Below are 22254 nucleotides of genomic sequence, written 5' to 3' on the forward strand. Positions count from 1 at the left end.
TTTGTTTGTACTCTTGTGTAGGGGATCGCACGATGCAGGATCGTGTTCCGTGGCTCGACTATCTCTGCAATCACATCGGCCTGAAAGAGGTGCCGGGGGCTCAGCATAATCCGCTGATCATCGAGTGGGGCAAACAGTCGGGCATCGACTGGTGGAACAATGACGAGGATGCGTGGTGCGCCGTCGCAGTGAACGGGGCGCTGATCAATTCGGGCTATCCGTCGACCCGCTCGGCCCTTGCGCGGTCGTTCACGCGCTATGGGACGCGGCTGTCTCGCCCGGTTCGTGGAGCGATCGTCGTGTTCCCGCGCGGTTCAAATCCGCTCTACGGGCACGTCGGGATCGTGGAGAGCGTGCGGTCCGATGGGACGATCGTGATCATCAACGGCAATTCAGGGAACGCCGTTCGGCGCTCGGTCTTCCGGCAGTCGTCGATCCTGCCCGACGGGATCCGCTGGCCTCCCGGTGCCGTCGCACCCGCGGAGAGCGAGCCGCATGGCGCGGACGACGCGCCGCTTGGGGCGCGCGTGCTTCAGATGGGAAGCCGGGGGCGCGACGTGGAGGCGCTGCAGCGGGACATGAACGTTCTCAACTACCAGCTCGACGTGGACGGAATCTTCGGCGGTCGGACCCGTGACGCGGTGATGCGGTTCGAGACGAAGCGCGGGCTCAAGGGCGACGGAATCGCCGATCCGGCGATGCTGGCGGCGCTCACGGCGGAGGTCGAGGATCGCAAGGCGCGGGAGGCGCGCCGCAAGACGGCTGAGAAGGCGGCGGCGCCGATCGCCGGGGCGGGGGCCGCAGTGACGGCAGGCGCGGCCATCACGTCCACCGTCGAGGCGGCACAACAGCTCCAGACATGGGATGGTGCGACGATCATCGGCGTCTCGGTCGTGGCTCTGGCCGTCGTCGTCGTCGCCGGTGTTCTTCTCTGGCGCTTCGCAATCCGGCGGGCCGAAGGGACGCCAGCGGAAGGGTTGGTCTGACCCACTCGACCTCGGAGCGTGTGGGCGCGTCGACCGGTCGCCTGCGATCCGGCGATCGCGGCGCGCCGCGTGGCGGTTGCTGCGGTCGTAACCGCGACGACGCTGCCTGTCATTCGGTCGCCTTGCCACCATGGGACGACGGCGGTCGCCCCCTTTTGTGTCGCTGCGACCAGGCCCGCCGAGTGTCGGTCGGTGCAGGGTCACGCGCGAATTTACCGTAAATTGGAGAGAGACGATGGTCGGTTTAGGCCTTGGCCCGATCCGGGGGGTGCCGTTCAGCCCGTCGGTCGCCAGTCTGAACGTGGCGGAATCCACGTTCATCCCGGCGGACGTGAAGTTGATGTACCTGAAGGGATACGCAACGGAGGCTGACGGCGGCGCTCATTCCGTTCGCCGCGTGTCGAGCGAACCATCCCATCCGGGAAAGCTGCGCACTTCGGACCGGTTCCTGCCCGATGGGACCGTGAATGCGGCCAATGGCGGGTGGTGGGAGATCGCGGAGCCGATGCCCTCGCCGGAGATGTTCGGCGCCGTCGGCGACGGCATCGCCGACGACACCGCGGCCATTTTCAACTGGCTGTCCTATGGCGGCGGGCGGGCGGACGATGGCGGCAAGGTCTACCTGTTCGATCCGATCCTGCTGACGACGCCGGCGTCGGTGATCTGCGCGCGTGGGGCGACGTTCAAGCTACGCTCCGGATGGTCCAGCTGGTCTGGGGAAGCCGGGCACATCGAGGTGCGGGCCGACTTCTCCTGGCAGGGCGGGCGGTTCGATGGTTCCCGTGCCAACACCGATACCATGGCGGGGCTGCTGGACATTCTCGGCACCAGTGCGGCCGATGAATCGCTGAACCAGTACAAGGCCGCCATCTTCGCGCGGGCGACCAGCGACATCGAAGTCGATCTTCGGGATATCGAGATCGTCGACCAGGTCAATCTCGCGATCTACTGCAAGGGCTCGGAGACGGCGGGTGTGTCGGGTGTCATCGACGACATCCGGGCCGAACGCTGCGGTCTGGCCTACCGGTTCGATCGATGCCGTGACCTCTACATCGGGACGATCGGGGCGCAGGACATCGACAATCGTCTGGCCGACGACAACGACGTGTTCTTCCCGGCCTTCTTCCATGTCGTGCACATGTTGCGGTCGGTGAACTGCCCGGTCCAGCGGATCGAGATCGACAATGTGACCGGACGGGCAGGGAGACACGGCACGTCTTCTGCTTTCATGAACGGCATCACCTGGGTGGGGAATGTCCGCTGCCCGATCCACTGTGCCTCGATCCACGGGATGGGGGCGGCGGCCGGGCAGCCGTCAGACTACGGCGGGCAGACCGTTCGCGAGGTCGTCTCGATGCTCGGCGTGTCGTGGATCTCCAACGACAGCGCGACGCGGTTCGACGAGTTCTCGTTCTTCGGCACGGCGACGCAGGGCATCGAGGTCATCACCGATTTCGACATCAGCTTTGGCCGCATGCTGCTCTGGTCGGACGGCGGCCGGCAGAACGTGCTGTCGGGGAGCTCGGCGATCAATGCGCACGGCGATGCGCGCCCGCCGGAGAATGTCGGCAACGGGCGGCACAAGCGCAACGGCCGCATCTCCTTCAGCGAGCTCATCATTCGCGGGCAGTGGCACTACGGCATCTGGGCGCGCAAGAACACCATCGAAGTCGGCGTGTGTTCGATCCGCGAGTGCCGCGCCGACCCGATCCTGCTCGACAATGACGGGCAGATCGAGTTCGAGGGGTCGGTGGCGCCGCAGCGTCCGTCGGTCATCATTCACGACGCGGACATCGCCTTCTGCGGTGGTCAGGTGCGCGTCGTCTCCGGCGAACGGCTCGAGATTCATTCCGGACGAATTTCAGACAACTGTCAGCGCTCGGGCTACGACGATCCGACCCTATCAGGGACGGCGTTCACGCGCACACACGGTGTGGCCTACGACGCCTCCGAGAGTAGCTCCGGTGTCGTCGACCGGATCTACATCGGACCGGACGTCCAGACGGAACCGCTTGCGCCAGCGGTCGATGCCTCGACCGGCATTTCCTTCATGCCGGGGCCGCCGGTGCGGGGGTCGGAGACGACGGTTCCGGAGCTGGAACTCTACTATGGCTTCATCACGGCGACGGAGCCGTCCCGTATCCACCTGGGACAGAAGCTGCTGCTCAAGAATCTCAACGGGACGACAGATGTCACGGTCTGGCCGGTCTACAACTCCGGCGACGTCTTCCTGGTGGAAGTGGCGGACGCCGACAAGGCGATCAGCTGGAGCGCCGCTGGTCACCTGACCGCGCTGTCCGGCACCTGGAACCACCTCCTCGGCGACGAGGAGGTCGACGGGACCGGCGGCAACCTTCTCAACGATCTGGATGGTCCAGCCTACGTCAGCACGCCGTACGGGGTTCTGCGCTTCCAGAACATCCGAAACGACGACGCGTTCTACATCGACGAGACGACGGACTGGGGCACCGCCGCCGTCTACACGGTGTCGCAGTCCTTTTCCAATGCGGCGCTGCAGGTGATCGACGCGGGGTTCACCTATGCGGAGAGCCAAGTGTCGGACTATGCGGTCAAGAATGCCAGCGTGCTTTCGCCGTCGGCCGGAATCCTCGGGCTGAGCAACTATAACGTCGCACAACTTCCGGCGCCGGCCGGGCATTCCGGGAGCGTCGTCTATGTGGCCGACGAGACGGGCGGTGCGGTGCTGGCCTTCTCCGACGGCGCCAACTGGCGGCGGGTTACGGATCGCGCGGTCGTGACCTAGCGGTCGTGAACGTTGGAAACTGCAAAAGGGGTCGGGAGCCAGCTGGCTCCCGACCCCTTTTTTGCGTTTCGGCCCGTAGCCAAAGTTTGGCGAGACGTGGCGAGGGGAGGGCACGCCCGCCGGCGGGGTGATCCGTGCGTTGATGTCGGCGTTGCCGCCCCGGTGTTGCGACGGAATTGTGGCCGGGCCCATGTCCGGACGTCCGGTGCCAAGAGCCGCCATCGGCATCGAGCCTGCAACTCCGCCCGAGGGTGGTTGAGGGCAAGTCGCGGTCGCCTCGACTGGATTCCGGTTAACGGGCCACCCGGTCGCCGACCTGTTGGGCCGACCGTATCGCCGGTCGCGGGCGCCCGAACGGGCATGGCAATTGTGAGACCTGTGAACGGCCGGGGAGCGCGGGGAGGCCGGTTGCCGGGAACCGTGTTTCCGCGTCGGCGTTGCCTTCCGTGCAATACAGCAAGGCGGCGCAGGCGGGACGCGTGCAATGTTTTCCGAATTACAGAGGGTTGGCCCCGAGCCGAAGCAGAATGCCGTTTTGACCTGCGGTCCTGGGGCTCGCCCCACTTTAGCCGCCATTGAGTAATGCGTTCGCCCTGAGTCAGCGGCACTATGGGAAGAATGAGGCCGAAAGCGTAAATATCGAATACCACTCGGAAAACAGCCTGCTCACACAATCTTGATGCTGACGTATTGCTGTTTTACGTGAGTCACACTGGACGCACTGGCCCGAAAACCCATGGGTGCGGAACTCAAAGTTCGGTCACTTCGGGAATCACGCGCAAGATACAAAAATCTCTAAAATTTAATGTCCGCGATAAAAATTCCGCAAAATTTGGTGGACTTGCACTATTTCACCGATTTCGATCGTGGTTAATCTTTGATGGCAGCCGGGCTCGTTAGCGGTCGCCTGCGACGGTCAGCCAAAGGTTCGTATGCAAGTGTTCTTGCCGATCCGAAGCTGACTGCAGCTTTGTAGGGCGTTTTGCCTGAACATATAAAGTTGTTGCGTTTGGTGATTGTTGAGAGCTCTAAGAAATTACATTATTTTGAGGTTAAAGTGTCTCTCTTGTCCGCGAATGATGACACGATTGTTGGTCAAGTGCACAAGCCGAAAGCCACGCGCTCGACCACAGAAATTGACGCGCATGTCGGCTCCATGGTCAAAATCCGGCGGATCGAGCTGGATATGACGCAGGAGAAGCTCGCCAACATGTTGGGGATCACGCCCCAGCAACTCCAAAAGTACGAGCGGGGGACCAACCGGATCGGCGCCAGCCGCCTGTATCGGATCTCGGTCATCCTCGATGTTCCGATCCAGTATTTCTTCCGGAACATGGATCAAATTCAGCACGCGATGGACGACGACGGGCCGGATAACTTCCTGGCTGTTGCGCTCGGCGACGCTGCGACCTTCCGACTCCTGCGGATGTTTGCCAATGTCCGGGATCCCGCGTTGAAGCGCCGAATACTGAGCCTCGTCGAGGTCGTCATCGGCGAAGATTGATCTAGCCGATTCTTTACTGACATTTACGTTACGAACATTGGTGCATGAATCCGATGAGTGGCGATACGCTGCGGCTCGGACGCGTGCTCAGAACGTGCCTGAGACGCCTCCCCATAGTCATTGTCTTTACTGGTCTGGTGACGGCTGCAGCGTTTGTTGTGCTGCAGCATCTCCCGCCCGTTTATTCTGCCCGTTCCGTCGTCTGGCTGGGTAGCCGAGAGTCTGCGATCCTCGCGTCGCAGTCGGCATGGTCGACGGTGGGGCGCGTCACCGGGAGCGTGGAAGACGGCCGTACAGTCGCGGCCGTGCTGTCCTCGGTCCCGGTGCTGCGCCGGGTTGCCATTTCCCTGAAGCTCTACGAGCGGCCGGAGGCTCTCGAGTCCCGCTTTTCGGCCTTCGTCGGCTCGCTTCAGGACAGTTTTTTCCCTTCGGAGGCGCAGGCGGAACCGGCGTCTCACGATCCATCACAGCCCATCGAAGTCTCTTCGCTCCAGTCCGATATCTTGAGCCAGAGCGCGTTCGGTGCGGTCGACGGGTCGGTTGAGACGCCGGATCCGCTGGATCCCAACGCCGACCCTGCCGAGCTCGAGCAGATGGAGGCGGCCCTGCGTTTCGCCGTGGCCGCAATCGCCGACAAGCTCGATGTCACCATCGACACCCGCTCGGAGATCGCCATCATCTCCTTCAGCGCGCCGGATGCAGAACTCGCCGCGCGCGTCGTGAACGAGGTTCCGAAGGCGTTCGCCGCGGAGCGCCGGGCTCGTATGCGGGACGGCTCCACTGGTGCCGCCAAGTGGCTCGCCGAGCGCGTCGAAGATGCCCGCCGCGACGTCGCCGCGACCGAGCAGAAGATCGAGCGCGTGCGGGCCGAGCACGGCCTCTTCGCCGATACCAAGGACAGTGAGGCGCAGCAGCTCATCACACGTCTTTCGGCCGAGGCCGACGCGGCGCGCACCCGCCTTCTCGACGCCCAGGTGAAGCTCGACCGCGGCCGCGCCGAGGTCGACAGCAACGCCACCAACACCACGCTCTTCACCTCCGCCGTGATGGATCGGCTCATTGCCCTGCGCGCCGACGCGGTCGGCAAGCGCCGCGAGTTCCTGACGCGGGTCAGCGAAGAGCATGGCGTCGTGCGCGACATCGACGCCAAGATTGCCGGCCTCGACAAGGACATCAACGCCGAGAAGCATCGCCTGCTGGGCGACTTCGAGGTGGAGGTGGCCACCGCCGAGGCCGCGGTCAAGGCGGCGGACACACGTCTCGAGAACGCGCGCAAGCAGTTCGCGACGGCGATGGAGAGCAACGCCGAGGCGGAGGCGTCGATCGCCTCCCTGCAGCGTGACCTCGATGCCGACCGCGCGCACTACCGCAGCCTTCTCGGGCGCCTGCAGGAGGCCCGTCAGGTCGCGCAGGTCGAGGACGACGGCATCAGCGTCATCCAGGCCGCTCTGCCCTCGAAGACGCCCTCCATCATCGGCCCGCCGCTGCTCGTGACGCTGGCCGGCTTTGCCTCCTTCTTCTTCGGCATGGCCGTCGTCGCGCTGCTCGCCATCATCGACCGCCGGATCGTTCATCCGGACCAGGTGCGCGCGGCCGGGCTCAGCACGATCGTCAGCGCCCCCCGTGTCCCGAAGAGCGGCCGAAGCAGCCGGCGGCCGGCCTTCATGTTCAAGGACGCGATCCGCCGCCTGTTCGCGACGACCCTTTACCGAGGCGTCAACGCAGACATGAAGCGGACGGTGCTGGTGACCTCCGGCTCGACCAACGAAGGCAAGACCACGGTCGCCCGTGCGCTCGCCACCTTCGCCGCGGCGACTGGTACGTCGACCGTGCTGGTGGAGGGCGATCTGCGCCGGCCCGGCCGGCACAACCGGCAGCTGCCGCGCACCAACACTGGCGTGGTGGGCCTCATCGAAGGGCGTGCGACGCTCGACGAGGTCCTCATTCCCGAGGTGGACGACGGCCCCGCCGTCCTGCCCGTGACCATCCCCGCGCAGCATTCGACCGAGCTCCTGGCGTCGGCGAACATGCGGGAAATCCTGAAGGAGCTGCGGGAGCGTTACGACTTCGTCGTGATCGACACCCCGCCGCTCTGCCTCGCGCCCGATTGCGAGCTCCTGGCACCCTATGCCGATGCCGTGGTGTTCGTGATCCGGCACGGCTCGTCGACGATCGATCGCACGCATCGCTCGCTCGATCTCCTGGAGACGGCGTCCTCGCCCCAGCCTGTGGCGTTCGTCAACCGGGCCGACTCGCGGTTCTTCCGCGAAACCTACGGTCCCGGCGCCAGTGCGTACCCCGCGCAGCTGCGCTCGACCGGAAAATACTCGTGGCGGACGTCATTGTTCGGCCGCCGCGCGGTGGGTCAGTCCTCGGCCCCCAACCATCGCTTCCTGTCCTTCACGAAAAGAGATTTCGCCAAGGAGCTTCATTCATGAAAGTAGGCATTCTCGCCGGCGGTAAAGGTACGCGCCTTGCCGAAGAGACCAGTGTTCGTCCCAAGCCCATGGTTGAAATCGGGGGACGTCCGATCCTCTGGCATATCATGTCGATCTACTCGTCGTATGGCTTCAATGATTTTGCCATCGCGCTCGGGTACAAGGGCGACTACATCAAGAAATACTTTGCCGATTACTGTTCCCTGTCGGGGAGCCTGACGATGACCGTCGGCGGCAACGCCCCGATCATCCGTCACGACGCCGACCACGCGCCCTGGAACGTCGACCTCATCGAGACCGGCGACGAGACGCTCACCGGCGGACGGATCAAGCGGCTGAAGCCGTTCCTCGGCGACGGCACGTTCATGCTCACCTGGGGCGACGGCGTCGCCGACATCGACCTCAACGACCTGCTGGCCTTCCATCGCTCGCACGGCAAGCTCGCGACGGTCACCGCGGTCCGCCCGCCGGCCCGCTACGGCCACATGACCTTCGACGGCGACCGCGTCGTCTCCTTCGAGGAGAAGCCGCAGACCGCGGAAGGCTGGATCAACGGCGCCTTCTTCGTCCTCGAGCCGGAGGTGCACGACTACATCGAAGGCGACAACGTGATGTTCGAGCACGCGCCGCTGATGAACCTCGCCCGGGACGGCCAGCTGATGGCCTATCGCCACGAAGGCTTCTGGGCCGCGATGGACACCCTTCGCGACAAGCACAATCTCGAAACGCTCTGGAACTCCGGGGAACGTCCTTGGGCCCAGTGGGAGGCGGCGTGACCATGCGCGTACTCGTTACCGGACACCGCGGCTACATCGGCACGGTCCTCACCCCCATGCTCGCCGCCGCCGGGCATGACGTCGTCGGCCTCGACAGCGACCTCTACGAGCGCTGCACGTTCGCGCCGGGCGGCGAGATGCCGGTGGTCCCGACCATCCGCAAGGACATCCGCGACGTCGAGGTCTCCGACTTCCTCGGCTTCGATGCGGTGCTGCACCTGGCGGCCCTGTCGAACGATCCGCTCGGTGATTTCCGCCCGGAAACCACCCATGCGATCAACTACGAAGGCACGATGAAGGTCGCGCGCGCCGCCAAGGCCGCCGGCGTCAGCCGCTTCGTCTTCTCCTCGTCATGCTCGAACTACGGCGCGAGCGGGCCGGACATGATCGACGAGACGGGCATGTTCAACCCCGTCACGCCGTACGGGCAGAGCAAGGTCGCCTCCGAGTACGGGCTGACCGAGCTCGCCGACGACGACTTCACGCCGACCTTCCTGCGCTCGGCGACCGCCTATGGCGTGTCTCCGCGCATCCGCTTCGACCTGGTGCTCAACAACCTCGTCGCCTGGGCGGTGACGACCGGCAACATCCACATGAAGTCGGACGGGACGCCCTGGCGTCCGATCACACATATCGAGGATATCTCGCGGGCCTTCCTCGCGGTGCTCCATGCGCCGCGCGAGAACGTCCACTGCGAGGCGTTCAACGTCGGCCGTACCGAGCACAACTACCAGATCAGCGAACTCGCCCAGATCGTCGCCAGCGTGGTGCCGGGCTGCGAGGTGACCTTCGCGGACGGCGCCGGCCCGGACAAGCGGTCCTATCGCGTCAACTGCGACAAGATCCGCCTGTGGCTGCCCGAGTTCGAGCCACAGTGGGACGCGCTGAAGGGTGCGCAGAGCATCTACAACGCCTACAAGGAAGCCGACCTCACGCTCGAGAAGTTCGAGGGCCCGGTCTACCAGCGCATCGGTCACATCAAGTCGCTGATCGCCGGCGGGATCATCGACGAGTCCCTGAAGCACCTGCCCGGCCGCCCCGCCGAGGCGGAAGAGGGGAGCGCCAGCGCGACGGCGAAATTCGCTGCCGACGCCGCCGCGACCACCTGCGCCGTCTGCTGCGAGGCGGGCCTGAAGCCGATCGTCGACCTCGGCCTGATGCCGCGCTCCGACGGTCTGCTGGTGCCGCCGCTCGACAACATCGACGAGCAGCTCGTCCCGCTGCGGGTCGGCTTCTGCCCGAACTGCGCCACGGTGCAGCTTCTGGAGACGCGCCCGGCCGAGGAGATGTTCGGTGACGAGTACTTCTACTTCTCGTCCTACTCCGACCATCTGCTGCGCCACTCCAGCGACCACGCCGAGGAGCTGATCGAGCGCTTCGATCTCGGCCCCGACACGCTGGTCCTCGAGATCGCCTCCAACGACGGCTACATGCTGGCGAACTTCCAGCGCCAGGGCATCCCCGTGCTGGGCGTGGACCCGGCGCCGCATCCGGCCGAGGCGGCGATCGCCAAGGGCATCGACACGCGCGTCGACTTCTTCACGACGACGCTCGCCGAGACGCTGAAGGGCGAGGGGATCCGACCGCGGGTCATCATCGCCAACAATGTCGTCGCCCACGTCGCCGAGCAGAACGACCTCGTGAAGGCGATGGCGACGGTGCTCGACGACGACGGTGTCGTGGTCGTCGAATTCCCCTACGTGCGCGACCTGGTCGAGCACTGCGAGTTCGACACCATCTACCACGAGCACCGCTGCTACTTCTCGATCCGCTCGGCCAAGACGCTGTTCGAGCGCGCCGGCCTCTATCTCGTCGACGTGAAGCGGGTGCCGATCCACGGCGGGTCGCTGCGCCTCACCTTCGCCAAGACCGAGCTCGCCGGCGACGCGGTGGAGCAGGCGCTGTCCGAGGAGGACGCCGCCGGCGTCAACACCTACGCGTACTACGAGACCTTCGCGGCCCGCGTGCGCGCGTTCCGCAAGGCGGCCCGGCAGCTCGTCGGCTCGCTCCTGGAGGAGGGCAAGAGTATCGCCGCCTACGGCGCGGCGGCGAAGGGCACGATCATGCTCAACTACCTGGGCCTGGGGGATCGCGTGATCGCCTACGCCTGCGATCGCAACCCGCACAAGCAGGGCAAGCTCATGCCCGGCGTGCATGTGCCGATCGCCGACCCGGCGCGCCTCCTCGAGGATCGGCCGGACGCCGTGATCATCCTGCCGTGGAACTTCGCGGACGAGATTATCGGTCAGCAGACGGCCTATCTGCGCGCCGGCGGGCAGTTCATCGTGCCCATCCCGGAGCTGCGGGTCGTCGATGCGGATAGCCTCGATCGCGCCGAGGCGAGGGTAGCGGCGGAATGACAGCGAGTGCGTGCCCTGCCTGCGGGTCGCAACGGCTCCATACGATCTACGAGTTGGAGTCGATTCCGGTCCAAAGCTGCATCCTGGTGCCGACGGAAGAGGAGGCGCTCAACTTCCCGCGCGGGGATATCACGCTGAGCTTCTGTTCGTCGTGCGGCTTCATCTTCAACTCGGTCTTTGACGTCGACAATGTCGACTACGCGGCCGCGACCGAAGAGAGCCAGCACTTCTCGGGAACGTTCAACCGCTTCGCGGAGCGGTTGATCAGCGATATCGCCCATCGCTACGACCTGTCGGGTCGCACGACGCTGGAGATCGGCTGTGGCAAGGGGGACTTCCTGAAGGCCCTCGTCGCCACCACCGGCACCTACGGCATCGGCGTGGACCCGGGGTTCATCCCCGAGCGGTTGGCCACCAACGGCAGCAACAACATCAAGTTCATGCGTGAGTACTTCAAGTCGGATCGGATCGAGTTCGACCCCGACTTCGTCGTCTGCCGCCATACGCTCGAGCATATTCCGGCGGTGTGGGACTTCGTGTCCGACATCGACCGGACGCTGAAGAACCAGCCGCGCGCGGTCTTCTTCGAGACGCCGGACACGCGTCGGCTCCTCGTCCAGGGCGCGTTCTGGGACATCTACTACGAGCACTGCTCGTACTTCACGCTCGGCTCGCACGCCCGCCTGTTCCGGCGCGCCGGCATGAACGTCACCGACCTCTATCTGGAGTACGGCGGCCAGTACATCGTCCAGTATGCGATGAGCCATGCGACCGGCCCGCAGCTGCGCCAGGAATGCGATCTCGACGAGGTGAGGCACCTCGTGCGCGAGTTTCCGAAGCGCGTCGCGGACAGCCGCGACTACTGGACGAAGTTCGTGCGTGACCGGGCCGCGGTCGGCAAGCGCGTGGTGCTGTGGGGCGGCGGCTCGAAGGCGACGTCGTTCATCACCAGCAATCGCCTGGAGGACGATATCGCCGACGTGGTCGACATCAACCCCTTCAAGCAAGGCAAGTTCATCCCGGGGACGGCGCGCCAGGTGCACGCCCCCGAGGCGCTCTGCGACCGTCCGCCCGACACCGTCATCGCCATGAACGCGATGTACGCGAAGGAGATCGCGGACCACCTCGCTCAACTCGGAATGAAGCCGGAACTGGTGGCGTTGCCATGACACACTGCCCATGCTGTCAATCCAGCGACTTCGAGCCCGTGGTGTCGCTGCCGAACATGCCGGTGGTGATCAACGCGCTGTCGGACGACGCGGCCTCCGCCCGCGCCGTTCCGCGCGGCGATGTGGAGCTCGTCGTCTGCCGCTCCTGTGGCCTCGTCTACAACGCGGTGTTCGACGACGCGCGCATGGCCTACGTCCCGGACTACGAGAACGCCCTGCATCACTCGCCGAGCTTCAAGGTGTTCGCGGACGGGCTCGTCAGTGACCTCGTCCAGGCGCACGACCTCTACGGCAAGCGTGTCGTCGAGGTCGGCTGCGGCGACGGCTTCGTGCTGTCGCGCTTCCTGGACGCCGGGGTCGGGGAGGCGATCGGCTTCGACCCCTCGATGGAGGGGCGCGACAGCCCCTTCGCCCGGCCCAACATGCGCATCGTTCCGCACTACTTCAGCACGGACGAGGTCGACGGGCCGATCGACGCGGTCGTCTGCCGTCACGTGCTGGAGCACCTGGCGGAGCCCCGCAAGCTCCTGAGCGACTTGCGCCGGCAGATCGGCGACCGCGACATGGTCGTCTACATCGAGGTTCCGAACGCGGAGTGGATGCTGCAGACCGTCTCGGTCTGGGACGTCATCTATGAGCACGTCAGCTACTGGACGCAGCCTGCGATCGAGATGCTCCTGCGCCGGACCGGCTTCCAGCCGTACCGCATCCGTCAGGGCTACAGCGGCCAGTTCATCATGGTCGAGGCGCGCCCGGCGGACGTCGACCCCGACTATGTCTCGAACGGGGTCGACGAGGCCCTGCGGCGGGCACGGTCCTTCGGGTCCGAGGCGGCTCTCCGGATCGCCGACTGGCGGACCCGGCTCAAGGACCGCTGCGGCCGGGCCGTCCTGTGGGGCGCTGGCAGCAAGGGTGTCACCTTTGCCAACGCCCTTGGCGACTGCGGCGGCGTGGTCGCGATGGTGGATCTCAACCCCCGCAAGCACGGTCGCTGTGCGTCGGGTGCCGCCATCCCGATCGTCCATCCCGACAAGCTGTCCGAGATCCAGCCCGATCTGGTCCTGGTCTCGAACGGCCTCTACGAGGCCGAGATCCGCGATCGTCTCGCGTCGCTCGGCCTCGCGCCCGAACTCTGGGTGATCACCGGCAATCCCGGGCCGGCGCAGGGTTCAGTCGGGCGGGCGTGAAGGAAGGATCGAGGAGGTCAGGCGATGCCGTCGAAGTCCGTTCCCGAGGACATGACGGCATCCGCGTGGGTGAGGGTATCGAGTTCGCTGGGGTCCCAGGCGCCCTCGAAGATCCTCACATCCTCGATCTGTCCGTCGAAGATGTAGCTGAACGAGTCGTCGCCCGGATCGCTCGACCAGCCCAGTGCACCGACCTGAAGAGCCTCGGTGTTGGTAAGCCAGTCGGCGTCGATCTTCGCCGACCCGAACGACGTCCCATTGAGGAAGGCCGAAGCGGTAGTCCCATCGTGTGTCACGACCAGCTCATAGGTTTCGCCGGCGGTGATGTTCGATGCCGTGAGCGTCTTCGAGGCGCTCTCGCTCTGGAACCGCACCTTCAGCGCGCCGCTCTCGATGTAGGCGGACACGTGCCCGCCGTCACCGAAGCCGCTGGCGTCCTTGGAGATGATCCCGCGGCGGCCCGACACACGATCGGCCGTGAAGTCGAGGGCGATCGTGTAGGCGTCGACCTCGAGCGCCTGGTCATGCTCGACGACGGCGACGTCGGCCCGGCGGGACACGTCGATCGGACCGGCGTTGAGGTAGAGGAGGGACGCCGGCAGCGGGTCCGCCTCGCCACCGGAGCCGGAGGTGATCATCGCGTTGCTGATCGTCCCGTCGAACGGCTGACCGAAGGATGCGCTGCCGGGGTTGCTGGCCCAGCCCTGTCCGCCGATCTGCAGGTACTCGGTGTTGTTCATCCAGCTTGCGTCGATGTTGGCGGAGCCGACGAGCGAGTCGTTGACTTCCAGCGACGCGGTGCCGTCGGCGTAGGCGGCGACGACGTCGTAGTCCTGCCCGGCCTTGATGTCGGCGACGGAGAACGTGTGCTCGCTCGAGTCGCTCTGGAAGCGGACGAAGAGCGTGTCGTTCTTGACGTACGAGGTGAAGTGACCGCCGTCGCCGAAGCCGGTGGCGTCCTTCGAGACCAGGCCCATCGTCGAATCGACGCTGTCGGCGTTGAAGGTGAACGAGATCGTGTAGTCGTCGACTTCCAGCGACGGGTCATGCTCGACGACCATGACGTCCTGCTTGCTGTCGATCTCGAGGTCGCCTCGATGCTCGAACAGGACCTCGCCACCGCTGTCTCCACCGCCGCTGCCACCGTCCGTCGGAGCAGCGCCGACGGTCACGTTGACCGTGGCCGTGTCGGTTCCGCCGTTGCCGTCGGACACCTTGTAGGTGAACGAGTCGCTGCCGGAGAAGCCGCTGTCCGGGGTGTAGGCCCAGAGGCCGTCGCCGACGGTGACGCTTCCGTTGGTCGGGCCCTTGGCGAGAACGCCGGTCAGCTTGTCCCCGTCCGGATCGCTGTCGTTGGCGAGCGGGTCGAAGGTGACGGACTCGCCGTATCCGGTGGAGACGGAGTCGTTGACGGCGTTCGGGGCGCCGTTGCTCGGCGTCGTCACCGGCGGCTCGGCGACGGACACCCTGACCGTGGCCGTGTCGGTTCCGCCGTTGCCGTCGGACACCTTGTAGGTGAACGAGTCGTTGCCGGAAAAGCCGCTGTCCGGGGTGTAGGTCCAGAGCCCGTCGCCCACGACGACGGTGCCGTGGCCCGGCCCGTTGGCGAGCGCGGCCGACAGGGGGTCCCCGTCCGGGTCGCTGTCGTTGGTCAGCGGGTCGAAGCTGACGCTCTGGTCGAAGTCGGTGGTGATCGAGTCGTTCACCGCGACCGGAGCGCCGTTGGTGTCGACCGGATCGGTGCCGTCGACGAGTTCGGTGATGCGGTCGAACGCGCCCTTGGTCTCGGCGCCGGAGCCGTCGACGATGGCGAAGTCGTCGAGCGTGGCGCCCGAGCCGGCCGTGGCGTTTACATAGTATTTATTGTAGTAGTTCGCCGCGCTCGGGTCGGTGTACTGAAGCACGACGTTGCCGGTGACCGTGCCGCCGCCGTCGGAGTTCGATACGCGGTCGACGACGTTGTTCGTCACCAGGAAGTCGCCCGCGACGCTGACGACGCGGATCTCGGCCGAGCCCCACTTCGAGATGTCGGGCGGCGACAGGACCGTGTTCTCGCGGATCTCGATGTTGCCGCCGGTGCCGCTGGCGCTCTCGACGTAGATGCCGTTGACGGTGTTCGTGTAGATGAGGTTCTGCTCGACCACGACGTCGGTGAACGTGCCGTCCTTCAGGAAGATGCCCTGATAGACGTGGTCGCCGAGATCGCTCGTGCTGGAATCGCCCGGCAGCAGGACGTTGCCGCGGATCACCAGCCCCGTGCCGTCGCCCTGGAACTGGATGAAGTCGACGTGGTCGTCGCTGTTCGGGTGGACCGAGACGGCGCCGGTGTTGTTCTCGATCACGCCGTTGACGATGCCGCCGAACTTGAAGTTGTCGACGCCGATGTCGTTGACGACGTTGCCGCTGACGGTCAGGCCGGTGGTGTTGAAGAACACCGCGCCGTGGCCCGAGTCGTGGATGTAGTTGTTCGAGACGTTGATGTTGCGGGAGCCGCCGTTGACCTCGATGCCGTAGCCCTCGGAGAACCGCTCCTCGGTGACCGTGTAGACGTCGTCGACGGTGCCGTTCACCTCCGAGTTCACGAAATCGATGTTCGTGCTGCCGAGGATGTTGACGAAGCCCTGGCTGACCGTGCCGTCGCTGTCGCTGTCGACGTGGACGTTGTCGATCCGGATGTTCTGGCTGTTGACGATGTCGAGGGTGTTGAAGGTCGCGCCGGCATCGCCGTTGGCGGACTTCAGCGTGACGGTCGAGGAGAACTTCAGGTTCTCGAGGTCGACGTCGCCGTAGTTGCCGTTGGCGAGCAGGATCGTCTCGCCGCCGGTGGCGTTGGCGAGGGCGGCCTTCAGCTGCGCGGCGTTGCTGACGGTGACGTCACCGGCCGGGTCGGTCGGAGTCGTCGGGTCCGTCGGCTCGGACGGCGCGGTAACGGTCACCTTCACCGTTGCCGTGTCGGTCAAGTCGCCGTCCGTCACACGGTAGGTCAGCGTCTCGGTGCCGGAGAAACCGGAGTCGGGCGTGTAGAGGATGCTGCCGTTCGACTGCACCACGGCCTGACCGTTGGAGGCGCCCGAAACGCCGGTCACGCTGAGCGTGTCGCCGTCGGGATCGGAGTCGTTGGCGAGAACGTCGATCAGGACGGGGTCGCCCGTGCTGCTGGCGGTGTCGTTGGAGGCCTCGGGGGCGCTGTTCGAGGGCGCCGGCGCGGCGGTCTCGTCGAGCAGTTCGGCGAGGCGGCCGGTTGCGCCCATGCCGGATCCGAAGTCAACCGACGAGCCCTCGACGGGCCGCAGGTCCTCGATCGTCATGCCGAGGCCCTTGGTGGCGTTCGTGTAGAAGTCGTCGTAGTAGCCGACGCCATCCGGATCCGTGTGCTGGATCACGTAGTTGGAGCCGCTGACCGAGGCCTGGTTGGCGCTGCTCGAGGTGACGTTGTTGTAGACGCTCGCGCCGGACGGGGCCGTGATGGCGCTCGCCTTGGACGAGCCCTCGTCGGCGAGCGTCGCGCCCGGCAGGCTGATCAGCGTGTTGTTGTGGATCGTCACGTTGTTGCCTTCGCGCACGAAGATGCCGCGAAGCAGGTCGTTGACGATGATGTTCTGCTCGATCAGGACGTTGTTGTAGACCGCGTCGTCGAGGAAGATGCCCTGGACCGTCCCGTCCAGCGCCGGCATCAGCACGTTGCCGCGAATGACAATGTCCGAGGACGTGCCGGAAAACTGGATGAAGTCCTGATGGTCACCGTCAGCGCCGTGGTAACGGGTCGCGCCGGTGTTGTTTTCGATCAGGACATCCGTCACGCCGGCGAACTTGAAGCTGTCCGTCCGGATGTCTTCGATGGTGTTGCCCTCGACGACCAGGTGGTCGCTGCCGAGGAAGACTGCGCCGTCGGCGATGTCGTGGATGAAGTTGTTCTTGACGGTGACGTTGCTGGAGTCCGTGACAGAGACACCCCGGCCGCCGTCGAAATTCTGATCGACGGGTCCATGGAGTTCGCTGTTCTGAACCGTGATGTTCTTGCTGCCCTCGGTGATCGAAACCAGTCCGACCGGAGAGTTGAACGTGGGATTACTCGGATAGGAAACCTTTACGCTGTCGAACGTGATGTTTTCCGATCCCGCGATATCAATTCTCGTGAATTGGGCGGGGTTGGATGCATCCTGCGACGTGATCGTGATGTTCGAGCTGTAGTGCTTGTCGGTGATCTCCAAGGTGCCGTAGGTGCCCGGCGCCAAAAGGATGGTATCGCCGCCTGAAGCTGTATTGAGCGCCGCTTGGAGCTCGGAAGAGGACGAGACTGTCTTGGTTACCATTCTACTGTTCCAGATTGACGTTCCATTGGGATTAGTCGCGGGCAGTCATTCGAATTTGCGGCGCTCAAGAGCGCGGCCAGCAAACAGGAACGAACTTGTAGTTGTGGGCCGGACGAATTGCAACCAAAGGAACGATATGAGGCGGGAGCACAGGGCGTCCTGACCGTCGTGTCCAGGTCTGGGACTGCTCATATGCGCGGAGACAAGGCGGGAGAGAAATAGGAGGGCGTCTGAACGGAGTCCGGGTCCGAAATGATTTTACGCATCGCCTTGGAAAAGCAGCGCTCGAGGATGGTCCATTGCGTTTCTCCATTGGGACAGGGGTCGCCTGCGATCACCTCGACCGCGCTTCTCCCAGTGAGTTGGGGCGAAAAATCGACGGAACTTAGGATTATCATGGTCATACAGCGGATTTTCGGTTGGGGACCTTCGAAAAGCAGTTCTGAGAGTTAATTAGTCATACGAATCATTCCGGCATGCGGGACAAATACTTAGCCACACACAGGCCCCCAAGGATTCACGTCTCATCCAGGCAGGGGAGCGACCGACGGTCGCTCGTCCGCCGAGCGTGGTTCGCAAGGGACGGGGAGGTGGGTGGATCACGCGATCGCGCAAGCGCGCCAATTCCGGTGCTGAAACCGCGAACCGCTTGTTTTTAAAGGCTGGCAGATGGCCGCCGCCACAGCGCGGCGATCCCATCTGCCGGGAATTGCAACGTCGGAGGTGACGGCGGTTGGCAACCGGCGCAACGGATCCTCGAAGGATCCACTCGCGCTCTGGTTGTGACAAGATGCCGCTCCTCGGACATCGACCGAACGAGAGACGGGCGAGTATGTCGACTACGATCACGGCTCAGGCGAGGCCCGCGCGCCAGGATGCGCAAGCTGCATCCCGGCCCGGCAATCACATCGTCATTGTTCTGTTCATGCTGTCGCTGACGATCCCGCCGGAGGTGTGGGTCGAGCTCGGCCCGATTCGCCTGCCGGTCTACCGGATCCTCCTCGTCGTGATGGCCTTCCCCTGCCTCATCTCGCTCCTGCGCGGGCGCCAGGGCGGTCTCAACCTCGCGGACTTCCTGGTCTTCGGGTTCGCGCTGTGGGCCGCCATCGCGCTGCTGGTCAACCACGGGGTCAGCTGGTGGCAGTTCATCGGCCTGACGACCGTGGAAACGGTCGTGCCGTACCTGATTGCGCGCACCTACATCCAGACCGCCCAGCAGTTCGAAGCATTTGTTAAATTATACTTCATCATTGTCCTTGCGATCCTGCCCTTCGCGCTGATCGAAACGCTGACGGGCCACCACATCCTGCGGGAGATCGCGGGGCAGATCTTTGGGCGGTTCACCGCGTTCGAGGGCCGCCCGGCCCGGCTCGGTCTCGAGCGGGCGTACGGTCCGTTCGAGCATCCCATCCACTACGGCCTGTTCTGCGCGACGCTCGTCGGGATGCTCGTCTCGATGCAGAAGACCAGGTTCGCCGCCCTGTGGCGCTACGCCGTGATGGGCGTCGCGATCTTCTGCTCGCTCTCCTCCGGGCCGCTCCTGCTCTTCATGGTGCAGACGCAGCTGAAGATCTACGACGTCCTGACGCGCGGGCTGAAGTATCGGTGGCGCATTCTCTCCGGCCTGGTGCTGGCGCTGTACTTCATCGTCGATTCGATGACGAACCGGACACCGTTCCACGTGATCGTGACGTACATGACGCTGCGCATGGAGAGCGCCTACAACCGCATCCACATCTTCGATTTCGGCATGGCGTCGGTCGAGAAATACCCGATCTTCGGGATCGGCCTCAACGAGTGGGAGCGCCCGCCGTGGATGAGCTCCTCCGTCGACAACTTCTGGCTCGTGATCGCCATGCGGTACGGCGTGCCGGCGTTCATCCTCTTCGTCCTCGCTCTCACCGTGATCTTCGTGCGCCTCTCCCGGGCACGGCTGCAGCCGGAGCAGGAACGCTTCCGGATCGGCTGGTCGATCAGCATGGTCGGCATGATCTTCGCCGGCGCCACGGTGCACTTCTGGACCGAGCTCTACGCCCTCTTCATGTTCATGGTCGGCGCCTCGTACTGGATGGTCGTCCAGAGCCGGCGGGCCCAGGCGGCCGACCCCGCGCAGGACGACGCGGCCGAGACCGCGGCTTCCGGGAGCTGGGGCTCGAGAGCGCCCCGCGCCGGCCGCTGGCGCGCTGGTCCCGTGAACCTCGGCGGCGTGGTGCCGGCCGAATAGGCCGCGCCGAATCACCCGCGCCAAGCGCCGCGGACCCTGGCCGCGCCACCGGCTGATGGCGCTTCGTCTCCCGTTCGTCCGGTTGCGATGCCAAAGTCGTGAGTATAAAAGTGATGTTGGCCGGTACGAAAAGCAGTATTCACCGTGCGCCGAGAGGGTTTCCTCGGCAGACTATAACATAAGGTTCCCTCATGGCAGATTGCAACTCTTGGTCCGGGCCGCTTTTTATCGTCGGAGCGTCGCGCTCCGGCACCGCCATGATGCGCTCGATACTGAACCGCCAACCGTTGATCGGCCTCGCGACCGAAACGCACTATTTCGATGACCTGCGCGTCCGCCCATCCTTCCGCAAGGCGGAGGCGCTGTCGCCGGAACAGGCGGCCATCTGCGCCGACTATTTCCGCTCGATCGACGATCGCCCCTACGGGATGCAGGGAGACCCGTCCCGCAGCGCGCTGTCCCGGGAGGAGCTCTTTCGCCGGAGCGAGGCCGCTGGCGGCGGCGCCGACGGCATCTTCGAGGCGTACTGCCGGTTCGTCGCCGAGCGCGAGGGCAAGACGATCTGGGGCGAGAAGACCCCCCGCCACGTCTTCCGCCTCAACGACATCCTGACCGCGTTTCCGTCCGCCAAGGTGGTGTGCATGGTGCGCGATCCGCGCGCCGTGGTCGCGTCCTACCGCGACTGGCGCAACCAGGGCGGCCTCAACGTCAACGACGAGGAGGACTACCAGGCCGCGATCGCAGCCGAGGAGCGGCGCGCCAAGCTCTCCTACAACATCGTCATCTCGACCCTGCTCTGGTGCGGCACCGTGAACGCCGCCGTCGGCGCGCTCACCCGGCACGGCAGCGACAGGGTCCGGATCGTCCGTTACGAGGACGTCACCGACCAGCCCTCGGTGACCGTCTCCTCGCTGTGCGACTGGCTCGGCATCGGCTTCGACGAAACGATGATGGATGTGCCGATGCACAACAGCTCGGTCCTCCCCTTTGCCAAGAGCGCCGGTGTCAGCCGTGCCGCCGTGGATCGCTGGCGCAAGACCCTCTCCGACCACGAGGTCGACGTGATCCAGACCATCGCCGGGAAGTGCCTCATCGACGCCGGCTACCAGAAAGCCGACGTCAAGCGCGACCGCATCGGCCGGGTCCGCGAGTATGCCGATCTGCCCATCGCCGTCGCGCGGGCGATGCTCGCCAACCGCAAGCGCATGGGCAACGTGGTGTTCTACTCCTGGCGCAGGCTGAAGGCCGCCGCCGTCCGGTAGCACGCATCGCGCCCCGCCCGGGACCATCCGGGCGCGGGCGCGTCCTGCTCACAACATATCAGGGGAAACGAGACGGCGCGGGGGCCGGGCGCCGGCGCAGTCGTCGCTCCGCGACGAGCCGGCCGTATCAGCCGGCGTAGCCGCCCAGCCAGTCACGGCGACGGCGCCAGACCGACGACCAGTATTCCTTGCGCTTGCGGTGCGCGCTTCCCGGCAGAACCGACAGGCACAGGCTGCCGACGTGGCGGTTCGCGCACCACAGCCAGAGGAAGAACAGGCCGACCGGCACCAGATGCGGCGACCAGTGGTCGCGCACCAGCGTCGCCTTCGCCTTGGCCACCATGACGACCTTGTCGGCCTTCTGCCGGGTCGAGGCGCCGACCAGATGCATGATGGTCGCATCCGGAGTGATCATCGGCCGATGCCCGAGCCGCCGGGCCCGCAGGCACAGGTCGGAGTCCTCGCCGTACATGAAATAGCGCAGGTCGAACCCGCCGAGCTCGCGCCACAGGCTGTGCCGGATGAGCAGGAAGCAGCCCACCACGATATCGACGTCACGCACCGTGTCCCGGCGCCAGCCGCCGATCTTCTCCGCGTTGAAGAAGCTCGAGCGCTTGAAAAGCTGGTTGAGACCGAGCGCCGTGAACAGGCCGCTGCGCAGCGTGATGCGGTTCCAGCACGAGGCGATGTTGAGCGAGCCGTCCGGGAAGACCGTGCGTCCGCCCCAGATGCCGGCGTTCGGCGTCGCCTCGGCGAAGGCCATGATGTTGGCGATGGCGCCGTCGAACACCTCGGTGTCGGGGTTGAGGAGGAGGATGTAGGTGCCCCGCGCGTCCTCCGCCGCGAGGTTGTTCGCCGCGGCGAAGCCGACATTGCGGTCGAGCGCCATCAGCCGGACCGCCGGAAACCTCGCCGCGATCGCGTCGGCCGACCCGTCGCTCGACGCGTTGTCGACGACGATCACTTCCATGTCCGCGCCGGCGGTGGTCGCGTACAGCGTTTCAAGGCACCGCAGCGTCAGCGCCTGCGTGTTGTAGCTGACGACGATCACCGTCAGCGCCGTCGCTGCCTCGGCATCCGTCCCGGGCGTCGCCCCAACGCCCTGCCGGGTGGCCGCCAGGGCGGCGCCGCCGTCCCGGCCCGTGGCCTTGTGCTGGGGCGAGCCGGGGAAGGGGTGGTCGAAGAGGGCCTCGGGCGCTGCGGTTTCCCGCGCATCCGCCGGCCAAACGAGGGGGGAGTGGTTCACGGAGCGACCGTGCATCGGGCCTGTC

Annotated in this window: 12 protein-coding genes and 1 pseudogene; 11 read left to right on the top strand and 2 right to left on the bottom strand. The window is 65.3% G+C overall.

Annotated elements, in window-relative coordinates:
* Nucleotides 1-32: 32 nt before the first annotated feature.
* The 9 genes and pseudogenes from DLJ53_RS24465 (at nt 33) to DLJ53_RS24505 (ending at nt 13184) form a co-directional block, all read left to right on the top strand.
* Nucleotides 33-986 (top strand): C40 family peptidase, encoded by a 954-nt coding sequence (locus DLJ53_RS24465; RefSeq protein WP_111350136.1) that lies wholly within the window; start codon nt 33-35, stop codon nt 984-986.
* 235 nt (nt 987-1221) lie between these two features.
* The gene (locus tag DLJ53_RS24470) at nt 1222-3750 is read left to right on the top strand and encodes a hypothetical protein (RefSeq protein ID WP_146620080.1); all 2529 of its coding nucleotides are present in this window, start codon (nt 1222-1224) and stop codon (nt 3748-3750) included.
* 1057 nt (nt 3751-4807) lie between these two features.
* Nucleotides 4808-5254 (top strand): helix-turn-helix domain-containing protein, encoded by a 447-nt coding sequence (locus DLJ53_RS24475; RefSeq protein ID WP_244935156.1) that lies wholly within the window; start codon nt 4808-4810, stop codon nt 5252-5254.
* A gap of 53 nt (nt 5255-5307) precedes the next feature.
* Complete coding sequence (locus DLJ53_RS24480) at nt 5308-7692, top strand: GumC family protein (RefSeq protein ID WP_211100675.1); 2385 nt, start codon at nt 5308-5310, stop codon at nt 7690-7692.
* Nucleotides 7689-8468: a glucose-1-phosphate cytidylyltransferase gene (gene rfbF, locus DLJ53_RS24485; RefSeq protein ID WP_111350141.1), complete on the top strand. Its 780-nt coding sequence runs from the start codon at nt 7689-7691 to the stop codon at nt 8466-8468. Before DLJ53_RS24480 ends, rfbF begins: the two co-directional genes overlap by 4 nt.
* A 2-nt stretch (nt 8469-8470) precedes the next feature.
* Nucleotides 8471-9508 (top strand): annotated as a pseudogene (locus DLJ53_RS36165) (NAD-dependent epimerase/dehydratase family protein); the annotation flags it as partial.
* Nucleotides 9494-10828, top strand: coding sequence for a class I SAM-dependent methyltransferase (locus DLJ53_RS36170; protein WP_226578315.1), 1335 nt, complete (start codon nt 9494-9496; stop codon nt 10826-10828). The pseudogene DLJ53_RS36165 and the gene DLJ53_RS36170, both read left to right, overlap by 15 nt.
* 53 nt (nt 10829-10881) lie before the next feature.
* On the top strand, nt 10882-11997 hold the full coding sequence (locus tag DLJ53_RS24500) for a class I SAM-dependent methyltransferase (protein ID WP_211100676.1): 1116 nt from the start codon (nt 10882-10884) through the stop codon (nt 11995-11997).
* Entirely contained in the window at nt 11994-13184 is a 1191-nt protein-coding gene (locus DLJ53_RS24505; protein WP_111350145.1) for a class I SAM-dependent methyltransferase, read from the top strand. The genes DLJ53_RS24500 and DLJ53_RS24505 overlap by 4 nt, the downstream gene beginning before the upstream one ends.
* 17 nt (nt 13185-13201) lie before the next feature.
* On the opposite strand, the gene DLJ53_RS24510 is transcribed toward DLJ53_RS24505, so the two are convergent.
* Nucleotides 13202-17497 (bottom strand): Ig-like domain-containing protein, encoded by a 4296-nt coding sequence (locus tag DLJ53_RS24510; protein ID WP_111350147.1) that lies wholly within the window; start codon nt 17495-17497, stop codon nt 13202-13204.
* Nucleotides 17498-18329: 832 nt separating this feature from the next.
* Here DLJ53_RS24510 and DLJ53_RS24515 point away from each other — a divergent pair.
* Together DLJ53_RS24515 and DLJ53_RS24520 are read left to right on the top strand one after the other, a co-directional pair.
* Nucleotides 18330-19721, top strand: coding sequence for an O-antigen ligase family protein (locus tag DLJ53_RS24515; RefSeq protein ID WP_162409518.1), 1392 nt, complete (start codon nt 18330-18332; stop codon nt 19719-19721).
* 191 nt (nt 19722-19912) lie between these two features.
* Nucleotides 19913-20983 carry a sulfotransferase family protein gene (locus tag DLJ53_RS24520; protein ID WP_111350151.1) on the top strand — a complete coding sequence of 357 codons (1071 nt, stop codon included), beginning with the start codon at nt 19913-19915 and terminating at the stop codon, nt 20981-20983.
* A 127-nt stretch (nt 20984-21110) separates the two neighbouring features.
* On the opposite strand, the gene DLJ53_RS24525 is transcribed toward DLJ53_RS24520, so the two are convergent.
* Complete coding sequence (locus DLJ53_RS24525; protein ID WP_111350153.1) at nt 21111-22244, bottom strand: glycosyltransferase family 2 protein; 1134 nt, start codon at nt 22242-22244, stop codon at nt 21111-21113.
* Between the last annotated feature and the right edge of the window lie 10 nt (nt 22245-22254).

Origin of the sequence: Acuticoccus sediminis (genome assembly GCF_003258595.1) — a bacterium.
Classification (GTDB): Bacteria; Pseudomonadota; Alphaproteobacteria; order Rhizobiales; family Amorphaceae; genus Acuticoccus; species Acuticoccus sediminis.